This window comes from Maritimibacter sp. 55A14 (genome assembly GCF_003122205.1).
Taxonomy (GTDB): Bacteria; Pseudomonadota; Alphaproteobacteria; order Rhodobacterales; family Rhodobacteraceae; genus QEYE01.
Map to the genome: position 1 here is coordinate 12,081 of NZ_QEYE01000013.1, position 11,697 is coordinate 23,777.

Annotated in this window: 12 protein-coding genes; 6 read left to right on the plus strand and 6 right to left on the minus strand. The window is 65.5% G+C overall.

Annotated features, from left to right (window positions below; translation table 11 throughout):
- Positions 1 to 3: 3 nt before the first annotated feature.
- The 6 genes from DDZ14_RS12245 to DDZ14_RS12270 all read right to left on the minus strand — a co-directional run bounded on the left by DDZ14_RS12245 (position 4) and on the right by DDZ14_RS12270 (position 6,545).
- Positions 4 to 1,458 (minus strand): CpaF family protein, encoded by a 1,455-nt coding sequence (locus tag DDZ14_RS12245; protein ID WP_109425273.1) that lies wholly within the window; start codon positions 1,456 to 1,458, stop codon positions 4 to 6.
- A gap of 17 nt (positions 1,459 to 1,475) precedes the next feature.
- On the minus strand, positions 1,476 to 2,720 hold the full coding sequence (locus DDZ14_RS12250; protein ID WP_109425274.1) for an AAA family ATPase: 1,245 nt from the start codon (positions 2,718 to 2,720) through the stop codon (positions 1,476 to 1,478).
- Between the two features lie 228 nt (positions 2,721 to 2,948).
- Positions 2,949 to 3,599 carry an OmpA family protein gene (locus DDZ14_RS12255; protein ID WP_109425275.1) on the minus strand — a complete coding sequence of 217 codons (651 nt, stop codon included), beginning with the start codon at positions 3,597 to 3,599 and terminating at the stop codon, positions 2,949 to 2,951.
- Between the two features lie 5 nt (positions 3,600 to 3,604).
- Entirely contained in the window at positions 3,605 to 4,981 is a 1,377-nt protein-coding gene (locus tag DDZ14_RS12260; protein WP_109425276.1) for a type II and III secretion system protein family protein, read from the minus strand.
- A gap of 190 nt (positions 4,982 to 5,171) precedes the next feature.
- Positions 5,172 to 6,014: a Flp pilus assembly protein CpaB gene (cpaB, locus tag DDZ14_RS12265; protein ID WP_109425277.1), complete on the minus strand. Its 843-nt coding sequence runs from the start codon at positions 6,012 to 6,014 to the stop codon at positions 5,172 to 5,174.
- A gap of 351 nt (positions 6,015 to 6,365) precedes the next feature.
- The gene (locus tag DDZ14_RS12270; protein ID WP_109425278.1) at positions 6,366 to 6,545 is read right to left on the minus strand and encodes a hypothetical protein; all 180 of its coding nucleotides are present in this window, start codon (positions 6,543 to 6,545) and stop codon (positions 6,366 to 6,368) included.
- A gap of 363 nt (positions 6,546 to 6,908) precedes the next feature.
- Between DDZ14_RS12270 and DDZ14_RS12275 the strand changes: the two genes are divergently transcribed.
- From DDZ14_RS12275 to DDZ14_RS12300, 6 genes are all read left to right on the plus strand, one after another.
- Complete coding sequence (locus tag DDZ14_RS12275; protein WP_369914967.1) at positions 6,909 to 7,721, plus strand: lytic transglycosylase domain-containing protein; 813 nt, start codon at positions 6,909 to 6,911, stop codon at positions 7,719 to 7,721.
- A 92-nt stretch (positions 7,722 to 7,813) separates the two neighbouring features.
- Entirely contained in the window at positions 7,814 to 8,362 is a 549-nt protein-coding gene (locus DDZ14_RS12280) for a YeeE/YedE thiosulfate transporter family protein (RefSeq protein WP_109425279.1), read from the plus strand.
- A gap of 3 nt (positions 8,363 to 8,365) precedes the next feature.
- Positions 8,366 to 8,956 carry a DUF6691 family protein gene (locus DDZ14_RS12285; protein ID WP_109425280.1) on the plus strand — a complete coding sequence of 197 codons (591 nt, stop codon included), beginning with the start codon at positions 8,366 to 8,368 and terminating at the stop codon, positions 8,954 to 8,956.
- A gap of 115 nt (positions 8,957 to 9,071) precedes the next feature.
- Positions 9,072 to 10,064, plus strand: a complete 993-nt coding sequence (locus DDZ14_RS12290) for an XdhC family protein (RefSeq protein WP_109425281.1) — start codon at positions 9,072 to 9,074, stop codon at positions 10,062 to 10,064.
- The gene (locus DDZ14_RS12295) at positions 10,064 to 11,065 is read left to right on the plus strand and encodes a molybdopterin-binding protein (RefSeq protein ID WP_109425282.1); all 1,002 of its coding nucleotides are present in this window, start codon (positions 10,064 to 10,066) and stop codon (positions 11,063 to 11,065) included. Before DDZ14_RS12290 ends, DDZ14_RS12295 begins: the two co-directional genes overlap by 1 nt.
- A gap of 126 nt (positions 11,066 to 11,191) precedes the next feature.
- Positions 11,192 to 11,677, plus strand: a complete 486-nt coding sequence (locus tag DDZ14_RS12300; protein WP_109425283.1) for a (2Fe-2S)-binding protein — start codon at positions 11,192 to 11,194, stop codon at positions 11,675 to 11,677.
- Positions 11,678 to 11,697: the final 20 nt, after the last annotated feature.

Genomic DNA, 11,697 nt, shown 5'->3' on the forward strand with positions numbered 1-11,697 from the left:
GGTTTACTCCGCGGCCATGGGTTCGTAGATGCTGGCGGGCAGGTCATAGCCCCACTGCTTGAAGCGATCCGAGTAGTTCGACCGGATGCCCGTGGGCACGAAGCGGCCGACGATCTTTCCGTCCGGGCCGATCCCTTCGCGCTGGTAGCGGAAAATTTCCTGCATGGTGATAACGTCGCCCTCCATCCCGGTGATCTCGGTGATCGAGGTCATCCGGCGCGAGCCGTCCTGAAGGCGGCTGGCCTGCACGATGAGATGGACGGCCGACGCGATCTGCTGGCGAACCGCCTTGAGCGGCATCTCGATCCCGGCCATCGCGATCATGTTCTCCAGACGGGACGCCGCGTCGCGGGCGGAGTTCGCGTGGATCGTGGTCATCGAGCCGTCATGGCCGGTGTTCATGGCCTGAAGCATGTCGATGACCTCGTCGCCGCGCGTCTCGCCGACGATGATGCGGTCGGGACGCATCCGCAGGGCGTTGCGCAGACAGTCGCGCTGCGAGACCTCGCCGCGGCCTTCCACGTTCGCGGGACGGCTTTCCATCCGGCCCACATGGATCTGCTGAAGCTGGAGTTCCGCCGTGTCCTCGATGGTGATGATCCGCTCGGAATCGTCGATGAAGGAGGAAAGCGCGTTGAGCGTGGTCGTCTTGCCCGAGCCGGTACCGCCCGAAACGATGACGTTCAACCGGCAGCCGACGGCGGCCTGAAGATAGGCGGCCATCTCCTCGGTGAAGGCGCCGAAACGCACCAGGTCGTCGACGCCCAGCTTTTCCTTCTTGAACTTACGGATGGAGACCAGCGAGCCGTCCACCGCGATCGGCGGGACCATTGCGTTGAACCGCGACCCGTCGGCCAGGCGGGCGTCCACATAGGGATTGGATTCATCGACGCGCCGGCCCACGGCCGACACGATCTTGTCGATGATCCGCAGCAGGTGTTTTTCGTCCTTGAAGCGCACTTCCGACAGTTCCAGGTTGCCGTCGCGCTCGATGAAGACCTGCTTGGGTCCGTTTACCAGGATGTCGTTGACGGTGTCGTCCTTGAGAAGCGGCTCCAGCGGGCCCAGGCCCGTAACCTCGTCGATCAGTTCCTGGTGCAGCGTGGCGCGCTCATCCTTGTTCAACACGACGCCCATCTCGTTCAGGCTGTCGGAGGTGATCTCGATGATCTCCGCGCGCAGCTCCTTGGGCGAGGCGTGTTCGAGGGCCGACAGGTTCAGCGTCTCGAGCAGGATCTTGTGCATCTCCACGCGCACTTCCGACAGGCGCTCGCGCCGTTTCTGTTCCTTGTCGGAAATCGTGGATGCCTTGGAGATGGCCCGTTTGGGGGGAAGCGGCATAAGGGATTTCGGCGCCACTTTCGGTTCCGATGACGGCTTCGGGGCCGATTCGATCGTGGGCTTTCTGTCCTGCGCAGGTTTTGCCGGCGCATTGTCTTTGCGGTATCTGCTGAACATGTCGGACTACCTGTCTGTTACGCGGCTTCTTCCGCGGCGTTGAGTTCGAGAAGCGATTTCGCCAGCTTCATCATTTCCTTGCGCAGCGGGTTCTTGGCCGCCATCTCGGCCAGGGGCAGCCCGTGGTCGCAGCTGTTGAGCACCGGCTTGCCGCCGTCGGGCAGTTGCAGTCCAAGGTCGATATCGAGGCTTTCGGCCATCCGCTTGACGCGCGACTTGCCGGTAAGGTCGGTGAGTTTCGGCGCGCGGTTCAGCGCGTAGCGCACCTTCTCGAAGGGCAGATCCTCGGCCTTGAGCGCACGGATGAAGCGCAGCGCGTTCTGTGCCGAGCGCATGTCAAGCTCGACGACCGCGAAATAGACATGAGCGGCGTGCAGGACGGTCTCGCTCCACTGCACGAGGGTGGAGGGCATGTCGATCACGACGAAGTCGAAGCTGCGCCGGGCCTGGTCGATGATCCGGGTCACGTCCTCGGGGCCCAGGAAATCCAGCGGCAGGCTTTCATAGGGCGACGTCAGTACATGCAATTTGTCGTTGAATGGCTGCATGGCCTGGTTCAGCGCCTCGGCGTCCAGGGCGCTGGTGTCGGCCAGCAGTTCGTAGACGGACTCGCGCCGTGCAAAATCTAGGTAGGTCGATACCGAGCCGAATTGCAGGTCGAGGTCGAGAAGGCAGACGCGCGGCGCATCCTTCTTGTCGTGGGTGGCCAGTTCCCAGGCCAGGTTGACGGCGAATGTCGTGGCGCCGACACCGCCCGCCATGCCGTGGACTGCCAGTACCGCGCCGTCGCGGTCGCCGCCGGCCAGTGCCTTGCTGCCCCCCTCGCGGTCGAGCAGCATGGTCGGGGCCGCGGCGGCCTTCATCTGGCGCTCGATCGCGTCGTGAAGCGCGTTCTCGGGTAGCGGGTAGGGCACGAAATCGTCCGCGCCGAGGCGCAGCAACTGATGCAGGGCGGTCGGGCTCAGATCGTCGGCGATCAGGATCACCTTGACCTGTGCCTTCTTCGCCGCCGTGATGATCTGTCCGATGGTGGAGAACTCGCCTTCATCCTGTTCGTCCACCGCGATGGCGATGAACTTCAGGCTGCGGGCATCCGGTTCCGACAGGAACTCCAGGCCGTCATCGAAGCCCAGATCGCCCCAGCGCTCCCCAAGCTCGCCCTCCATGTCCTCGATAAGCAGATCGAAGGTCTGGATGTCGCGCGCGATCGTGCATGCTTCGATCGGCTCGGGCTCGTTTTGCAACGCAGTATCACTCGACATATTTCACGCCCCTTCCGGTTCCATTCGAACCAGGCGGGCTCTGCGATCCCTGCCGGATACTCCGCGGCATCAAAAGAAGCAGGCCACCTGTGTCCGGAGCAGCAGGAAGCCCGCAAGCTGGCTTCCGTACTTTGCTCCCATGATCACAAGGTGGCCTTGAATTTGGGCACAAATGCGGCTGAAAAAACGATATTATTGTGGAGGTTCCATTGTTTCTTCCAGCCGTCGTTATTCCTGCGCTTCGATCGTCTCGGCCTGATCGGAAATCGTCTCGCCCTCGGTATAGGTGCGATAGACGAGTTCGGCGTATTTGCCGTCCAACTCGTTCTTGCGCGCCTTCACGAAGCCCGACACATCGGTGACCGTGCGGCGGTTGCGGCGTTCGCGGCCCTCGCTGACGATCAACGGCTGCGTCTCCCCGAAGGAGGCGACGGCCTCCAGCCGCGACCGGCTGACGCCCTGCGCGGAGAGATACGCCACGGCCGCCTGCGCGCGCCGCAGGCCCAGCCGCTTGTTGTAGGTTTCCGAGCCCACAAGGTCGGTATGGCCGTAGACGCGGAAGCGCACTTCCGGGAATTGGCGGATCCAGTTGGCCTGCTCGCGCAGGTTAGCCCGCGCCGTTTCGTCCAGCTGGGCGCTGTCGAAGGCGAAGGTGATCGTACTGGGCACTTCCTCGGAGAAGCGGCGCGACAGGTCGATCATCGCGTTCTTCTGTCCGGTCATGACCAGATAGTTGTTCATGGTCGGGTTGCCGAAGCTTCCTTCATCGACGTCCGAACCGGCCTCGCGCTCCAGGAAGGAGACTTGAGCGGTATCGGAACAGCCGGCCAGCAGGGCGGCGGTTGCTACGGTGGCGACGAGAATGTGTGTGCGACGCATCTGCCTTACTCCATCACATAGCCATAGGAGCCGTTGAAGTCCTGCGAGGCAATCTCGCCGGCGGCACCTTTCTGTTGCTTCGCGCGCCCGGCCGTCTGTCCGAAGAGGAACAGTTCGTTCTCGCTGGGCGGGCGGACCCGGTCGGTCGGCAGGGCGAGTGCCTCGCCGCGCGTCGGATCGACCAGATGGGGGGTGATGATGACCACCAGTTCAGACTGGTCGCGCTCGAAGCTCGAGGAGCGGAAGAGCGCGCCCAGGATCGGCACGTCGCCAATCCACGGCACCTGGTTGGCAAGATCGTTGAAGTCGTCCTGCAGCAGGCCCGCGATTGCCAGGCTTTCACCGTCGCGCAACTCCACCGTCGTGGCGGCTTCGCGGCGGCTGAAGCCAGTCAGTTGCAGCCCGTCGATGACGATGCCGTTATCCTCGTCGATCTCGCTGACTGCGGTGGCCAGTTTGAGGTTGATCACCTCGTCATTCACGACCGTGGGCGTGAACTCGATCTCCACGCCGAAAGGCTTGAACTCGACGGTGATGCCGTCCTCGTCGCTGTCCACCGGGATCGGCACTTCGCCACCGGCCAGGAAATTCGCCGTCTCGCCCGAGAGCGCGACGATATTGGGTTCGGCCAGCGTCCGCACGAGCCCCTTGGTTTCCAGGGCTTCAAGCGTGAGGTTGAGGTTGAAGTCGCCCACGCCCAAGAGGCTGGCGCCTATGGTGCCGGTGGGGGGCTCTCCGATGCCCGACCCGAGCGCGCCGTTAACCCGGAAATCCCCGTTGGCGTCGTTGAAGGTCAGCAGGCTGCCCAGGCTCTTGCTTACCGAGCGGTTCATTTCCGCGAAGCGCACCTTCAGCATCACCTGCTGCGTGCCGCCCACGGTCATCAGGTTGGACACCCGTCCGGGCGCGTAGCGTTCGGCCAGTTCCAGCGCGCGCGAGAGCCGCTGCTTGCCGGAGACCGAGCCGCTGAGCACGATGCCGTCATTGGCGGTGCGCACCTCGATCGGCTCGCCGGGCAGGATTTCGCGCAGGCGCTCCTTGAACTCGGCGGTGTCTGGGGAAACATGCACCTCGACATTGGTGATCAGCCCCGCGTCGGGGCCGAGCAGCGTCATCGTGGTGCGTCCGGGCGCCTTGCCCAGCACGTAGATCGTCCTGTCCGACAGGCTCACGATATCCGCGATGCCGGGATTGGCCACCGAAATTTCCCCGAAGGGCACGTCGCTTTCGACGACAACCGCGCGGTTCAGGGACACCTTGATATTGGATGACGTCCCGCCACGCAGGATCCGAAGCGTCTCGTTCGCCTGGGCGTAAACGGGTTGTGTTGCAATGACGCTCAGCCCGAACAGGCTGGCGCAGAAAATGCGCTTAAGTTTCATGTGACCCTGCCTCTCTGATCACGGATTTGTACCGGGTCTCTTCATGCCCGATTGCGGTTACCATGCTCGAATTTGCGAATCATTGCAAGAATCAGTGTGTTGCGGCCGGTTATTTATGTGGATAAACAGCAACAGCCCCGAGATGGGGCTGTTGCAGCGTCCGCTCATGCCAGATGCTGTGTCCCGCGGGTCAGCTTTCATCGGGGCAGGGAATGGTGATGGTGACCACCTCGGCGCCCTTGCGTGTCCGCACGGTGCATTTCTTCTCTTCCTCGACCACCTCCGGGGCGACCTCCTCGATGCCGAGCAACTCGCGCTGGTCGATCTCGACGGTTTCCACGTGCAGATCGTCCTCGGCGCCGCGCAGCGACAGCGACAGGCTGCCGGTGGATTGCGCCTGGGCCAGGATGCCGACGGACTGCGGGTTCACTTCGACAGTGACGGTGCGGGCGATGATCGGCTTGTTGTGGTCCTGGTCGGCGATCTGGTCGATCGCGATGATCGTGACGCCGTCCAGGATCAGCTTGGTGATCTTCTGACGTTCGAGCTGGCCGCTCCAGTAGACATCGACGCGCTCGCCCGGCCGCAGGAAGCCCGACACGCCGGAGGCGACGTCGACCCGGATCGCGAAAGCCCGCATCCCCGAGGGCAGCCGCGATGTCAGGCCGGCATCCTCACCCGGACGGGTGACCTTCTGCTCCATGATCGGTTCATGCTTCTCCATCATCCGCAGCACCGACCTGAGTTTGTCCTCGTCTTCCGGCACGGGCGAATTGTCTGCCACGAAGGTGCCTTCGGGCAGGAAGTTCTCGGGCCAGGGTACGAGTTGCACGTCGTCCTTGCGCAGCCGCTCACCGTAGCGCACGTTGCGGCTTGTCACCCAAACCTGGGTCAGTTTCACGTTCTTGGCCAGTTGGGCCTCCTGTGCCGCGACCTTGGCCTGGTATTTGGAGAATTCCTTCTGCGCCACATAGACGGCGAAACCCGCTAGCCCCAGACCGAGCAATAGTACAAGTGCAAAAACCGCTCGCATCGCGAAACCCCTCGCTGATAAGTCCAACCGGTGATGTTCCGGCCCGCCGCGTTGACCCCCCCTTCCGGGTCACGGACGCTTTCAGGTGCCGTTCTCACCCATGATTAGGGCGAAACAATGGACAGCTTGTGGCTCTGACGCGAATTGTCCTCGAAATCGGGGGGCCTTCCGGACGTCAGAGCATGCTGCCATGCCGGATGGGGCTGCCGAAGCCCGGCGCCGTGCGGCGGCGCCAGCATGGCCGTTCCCAAAACGTGAAAAGGGCCGCGCAGTGAAGCGCGGCCCAATTCGGGATATGGCCGGAGTACCGGGATCCTCGCGGACCGGCCCCGGGCCGATGATCCGCCAGGATCAGTTCTCGGCCGCAGCCATGCTGGACGCGATGTTCTGCGCCAGGCTCTCGGTGGCCGGCTCGATCGCGTTCAGAACGATGATGCCCAGGCCCACAACGGCAGCCGTCAGCACAACCCAGTCCACGGTAACCGCGCCGGATTCGTCCTTGGCGAAGGTCTTGATCATGTCGATAGTCATATGTGTCCCTCCAAATGATAACACGTTTGCTTCCACTCAATGTCGAACCTGATGAGCGCCGGTCGCCAGTAATGACCACGGCCCACCTTGTCGGCATGGGCATATAAGGCTTTGGAAATGGGGCGAGAGTTTGGCGGGTTTCGTTCAATTTCTTAAAAAACGATGTGCCGACGGAAATTTTCCATAAATTTATTAAAAACAATGCCTTAAGTGGTAAAGAATCTGTGGGATCGAGCCTCTTTCGGGTGCCGTTTTCGCCGTTCTGATCCCGATTCGGAGCCAATGATGTTGCGGGGCTGGCAATGTTTACGAAATTTTGAGAGACTGATTGTCAAGGATAAAGATCAGGCAGGGCATATAGGCGTGCGTATCGGCGGTGCGGTCAATATCTTTGCGGTTGTGCTGGTTCTGGCCGTTCCCGCGAGGGGGCAGTCGGACCCGCCGCCCTTCAAGGATTTCACCTTTAAGCGCGTCACGCCGCCGAAGCCGGGCCAGGCGCGCCGTATCACCATTCAGATCGACCCCGAGGAGCAGGCGGCCGCGGTCGCGCCCCCGCCGGCGACGCCGCGCGACGACGCTTTCGAGGACGATTGGTTCTGGAAGGATATCTCGCCGGCGCTGGACGCCTCCGGTCCGGGGCGCCTGCAACAGGCGCTCAAGCTCCTGACCGCCGCGCCCATGGGGATCCGCCCCCCGGCGCCGTCGCTGGAGGTTCTGCGCGCCATCGCCGACGCGCATGGCGCCGACATCCTGCGCCGCTCGGTCGGCACGCGGGTCTCGCCGGCCCTGGTCCTGGCCGTGATCGGGGTGGAATCCTCGGGCAGGGCGGCGGCCGTCAGTACCAAGGGGGCGACCGGGCTGATGCAGCTCATGCCCGATACCGCGGCGCGGTTCGCGGTCAGGGACGCCACCGATCCGGTGCAGAACATCGCCGGCGGCGTGGCCTATCTGGACTGGCTGCTGGGCGAGTTCGGCGGCGACCCGCTGCTGGCCCTGGCCGCGTACAATGCGGGCGAGGGGGCATTACGCAGCCATGACGGCGTGCCCCCCTATTCCGAGACCCGCGCCTATGTGCCGAAGGTCCTGGCCGCCTGGCAGGTGGCGCGGCTGCTTTGCGCCACTCCGCCCGAACTGATCAGCGACGGCTGCGTCTTCTCCATCGGCGGCAAAGGCTGAACCGGCCCGCAGGCCGCAATTGATGCAGGTCAAGGCCGCGGGACCCCACAACATATTAGTGTGTCCGCATATGTCAGCTTCAGGAGGGCAAGATGACACTCTCGTGGAAAACCGGCGGGGTGCTGCTGGGCCTGGTCTTCTTCCTGGCCGTGCTCCTCGTCAAACCGATCGGCGTATCGACGCAATTCGTGATCCTCGACGGCGTCCTGTGGAACGCGGTCAGCCCCGGCGCGGTGATCGAGACCGAAACCGGCCTGACCTCGGGCAACGAGTATCTGGCCAAATCCGGCGGCAAATATGCCCAGGCGGTCGCGGACCCGCTGAACTACAGCTTCGTCTTCGTGATCGCCATGATGATCGGCGGCGGGCTGTCGGCCTGGCTGCGCGGCGGCGTCGGAGCGGCCGAGCGCCGCCTGCCCGAGATCTGGCGCAACAGCCACGGCGACAATCCGGCCATGCGGGCGCTCATAGCCTTCATCGGCGGTTTCGTCGTGCTCTACGGCGCGCGGCTGGCGGGCGGCTGCACCTCCGGGCACATGATGTCGGGCGTGATGCAGACGGCCATCTCCGGCTACGTCTTCACGCTGAGTGCCTTCGCCGCCGCCATTCCGACCGCAATTCTGATCTACAGGGAGGATTGAGCCATGACCGGGATCATCCTTGCACTTGTTATCGGCGCGGCTTTCGGGGCCGTTCTCGACCGCGTCGGCGCGTCGAACCCCAACCTGATCGGCCGGATGCTGAACCTCACCAACCTGCACCTGATGAAGACCATCCTGCTGGCGATCGGCACCGGGTCGGTGCTGATGTTCGCGGGCCAGATGCTGGGGCTGGTCGATGTCGGGCACATGTCCGTCAAGGCCGCCTATTCGGGCGTCGTATTGGGTGGGCTGCTCCTGGGCGCGGGCTGGGCTGCGTCGGGCTATTGCCCGGGCACCGGGCTCGTTGCCGCGGCGGCCGGGAGGCGCGATGCGCTCTTCTTCGTGGCCGGCGGGTTGCTGGGCGCGGCCGCCTATATGGTCAGCTACCCTTGGGTTCGCTCGACGGGCATCCTGGCGGAGATGCTGGGCGGCAAGGTGACGCTGGGCGCGGTGCCGGGGGCGGAATACGGCGCCCTGATGCCTGGCCTCGCGGGCGACATCGCGGGGATCGTCGTCGGGCTGGTCTTCGTCGCGGTGGCCTTCGCGCTGCCCGACCGGCTGGTGCACCGCGGCGAGGTCCAGAGCGCGCATTGAGCGTTGGCCCGGATGCTGTTGGAAGGGCCGCGCGCCGCCGCGGCCCTTTTCCTGTGCGCTGCCCTCTGGTCTCGGGTCGGCAATGCCGCCATATTCGGCCCAAACGGGGGAGCCTATGACCACGGCCGCATTCGACAGCATTCCCGAAACCGCGCTGGACTGGCATCGCGCAGGTCGCGGTGCGGCGCTGGCCACCGTGGTGCAGACCTGGGGATCGGCGCCGCGCCCGGTGGGCAGCCAACTTGCCATTTCGGCGGCGGGCGAGATCGCGGGGTCGGTTTCGGGCGGCTGCGTGGAGGGCGCGGTGGTCGTCGAGGCGCTGGAGGCGCTGGAGGACGGCACGCCCCGGATGCTGGAATTCGGGGTCTCCGACGACGAAGCCTTCGCCGTGGGCCTGGCCTGCGGCGGCACGATCCGCGTGATGGTCGAGCCCGTGGGCGGCGCACAGGGCCTGCCCGAGGCGATGTTGGCCGATCTGGTCGCCGCGCGCGCGGACCGCCGGGCCGTCGCCTGCCTGGTGAAGCCCGATAGCTGGGAGCGCCGGCTGACCGATGCCGCCGACGCGGAACTGGGCGAGACCATCGCGGCGCGCATGGCGGCCGACCGTTCGGGGTTTGAGGGCGACTGGTTCGTCGGCATCCACAACCCGCCGCTGCGCATGGTCGTGGTGGGGGCGGTGCATATCGCGCAGCCGCTGATGCAGATGGCACGGCTTGCGGGCTACGACGCGACGCTGGTCGATCCGCGCGAAAGCTTCGCGACCGAGGCGCGCTTTCCCGGAGAGCGGCTGGTGGATGACTGGCCCGACGCCGCGCTGCGCGACCACGGGCTGGATTCACGCACCGCGGTGGTCACGCTCACCCATGATCCCAAGCTGGACGATCCCGCAATTGCCGAGGCATTGGGCTCCGACGTCTTTTACCTGGGTTGCCTGGGCTCCACCCGGACCCATGCGCGGCGCATCGCGCGGCTGGAGGAGGCCGGTTTCACACCCGATCAGATCGCGCGGATTCACGCGCCGGTGGGGCTCGATATCGGGTCGCGCGCGCCCGCGGAGATCGCGATCGCGATCATGGCCGAGATCACCGCGACGCTGAGGCGCGGCTGATGCGCTTCGGCCCCGTCCCCTTGGCGCAGGCGCAGGGCGCCGTGCTGGCGCATTCGCTGGCCGCGGGGCCGCGCAAGCTGCGCAAGGGCCGGGCGCTGGGCGACGCCGACATCGCCGCGTTGGAGCAAGCGGGCATCGCGCAGGTGACGGTCGCGCAACTGGAGCCGGGTGATCTGGGCGAGGACGCGGCAGCGGCCCGGATCGCCGCGGCCCTGGCGCCCGATCCCGCCGCCGCTGGCCTGCGGCTCAGCACGGCGGCCACCGGGCGGGTCAACCTCTATGCTGTGCATCCCGGTGTGCTGGCGCTCGATCCTGCGGCCATCGCCCGGCTCAATGCCGTCGATCCGGCCATCACCCTGGCCACGCTGCCCACCTTCGCGCGGGTTGCAGCCGGGCAGATGGTGGCGACGGTCAAGATCATCACCTACGGCGTGCCGGGCGAGGCCGTCGCGCGCGTCCGGGCTTGCGCGGGCGATGCGCTCTCGGTGCGGCCGGTGGTGCTGCCCGATGCCGGTCTTATCCTGACCGAAGTGCCGGGCCAGAGCCGCCGCCTGCGCGACAAGGCGCGGGCCGCGATGCGCGGGCGGCTCGACGCGCTTGGCATGGCGCTGGCCGAAAGCCCCGTGGTGCCGCATGAAACCGGGGCGCTGGCCGAGGCGCTGCGCACGGTGCGCGGGGCACTGGTGCTGATCCTCACCGGCTCGGCCACCTCCGATCCGCGCGACGTGGGGCCCGAGGCGCTGCGCCGCGCGGGCGGGCGGCTTACACGGTTCGGCATGCCGGTCGATCCGGGCAATCTGGTTTTCCTGGGTGATCTCGGGGGCCGCGCCGTGATCGGCCTTCCGGGCTCGATGCGCTCGCCCGTGCCAAGCGGCGGTGACTGGGTGCTGCAACGTATCGCCTGCGGTCTGGACGTGAGCGATGCGGATATCGCCGCGATGGGCGTGGGCGGCCTGCTGAAGGAAAGCGCGGCGCGCCCGCACCCGCGCGAGCGGCGCTAGGTCGCCGCCTGCCGCGCGGAAGGCTTGGCCTCGGACACGGGGCCCAGATACGGGCCTCAGACAAAAGATCTGTTCTCAACCGGCGGTGTGCGTGTTTAAGATTGGGAAACGCTAAGGGAGGATTTCATGACATCGGTATCCATGACGGTGAACGGCAAGCCCGTTTCCGGCGAGGTGGAGGGGCGCACGCTCCTCGTTGAATTCCTGCGCGAAGGGCAGGGGCTGACCGGCACCCATGTCGGCTGCGACACCAGCCAGTGCGGCGCCTGCGTGGTGCATGTGAACGGCGAAGCGGTGAAAGCCTGCACGATCTTCGCCGCCGAGGCCGAGGGCGCTGAGGTCACGACGATCGAGGGCATGGCGGAGGCGGACGGCACGCTCCACCCGATCCAGCAGGCGTTCCAGGATCATCACGGGTTGCAATGCGGCTTCTGCACGCCGGGCATGGTGATGTCCGCGGCGGCGCTGTTGAAGGAGAATCCCCAACCCAGTCCGGCCGAGATTCGCGACTATCTGGAAGGCAATATCTGCCGCTGCACCGGGTATCACAACATAGTGAAAGCCATCCTGGCCGCGAGCGGTCAGGACGCGAACGCAATCGCCGCCGAATAAGGCGCCCGATGCGCGGGGCG

Bases quoted from the DNA above. Each gene is read 5' to 3' on its own strand.
- DDZ14_RS12245 (WP_109425273.1), bottom strand. From the start codon at position 1,458: ATGTTCAGCAGATACCGCAAAGACAATGCGCCGGCAAAACCTGCGCAG.
- DDZ14_RS12250 (WP_109425274.1), bottom strand. From the start codon at position 2,720: ATGTCGAGTGATACTGCGTTGCAAAACGAGCCCGAGCCGATCGAAGCA.
- DDZ14_RS12255 (WP_109425275.1), bottom strand. From the start codon at position 3,599: ATGCGTCGCACACACATTCTCGTCGCCACCGTAGCAACCGCCGCCCTG.
- DDZ14_RS12260 (WP_109425276.1), bottom strand. From the start codon at position 4,981: ATGAAACTTAAGCGCATTTTCTGCGCCAGCCTGTTCGGGCTGAGCGTC.
- cpaB (WP_109425277.1), bottom strand. From the start codon at position 6,014: ATGCGAGCGGTTTTTGCACTTGTACTATTGCTCGGTCTGGGGCTAGCG.
- DDZ14_RS12270 (WP_109425278.1), bottom strand. From the start codon at position 6,545: ATGACTATCGACATGATCAAGACCTTCGCCAAGGACGAATCCGGCGCG.
- DDZ14_RS12280 (WP_109425279.1), top strand. From the start codon at position 7,814: ATGACACTCTCGTGGAAAACCGGCGGGGTGCTGCTGGGCCTGGTCTTC.
- DDZ14_RS12285 (WP_109425280.1), top strand. From the start codon at position 8,366: ATGACCGGGATCATCCTTGCACTTGTTATCGGCGCGGCTTTCGGGGCC.
- DDZ14_RS12290 (WP_109425281.1), top strand. From the start codon at position 9,072: ATGACCACGGCCGCATTCGACAGCATTCCCGAAACCGCGCTGGACTGG.
- DDZ14_RS12295 (WP_109425282.1), top strand. From the start codon at position 10,064: ATGCGCTTCGGCCCCGTCCCCTTGGCGCAGGCGCAGGGCGCCGTGCTG.
- DDZ14_RS12300 (WP_109425283.1), top strand. From the start codon at position 11,192: ATGACATCGGTATCCATGACGGTGAACGGCAAGCCCGTTTCCGGCGAG.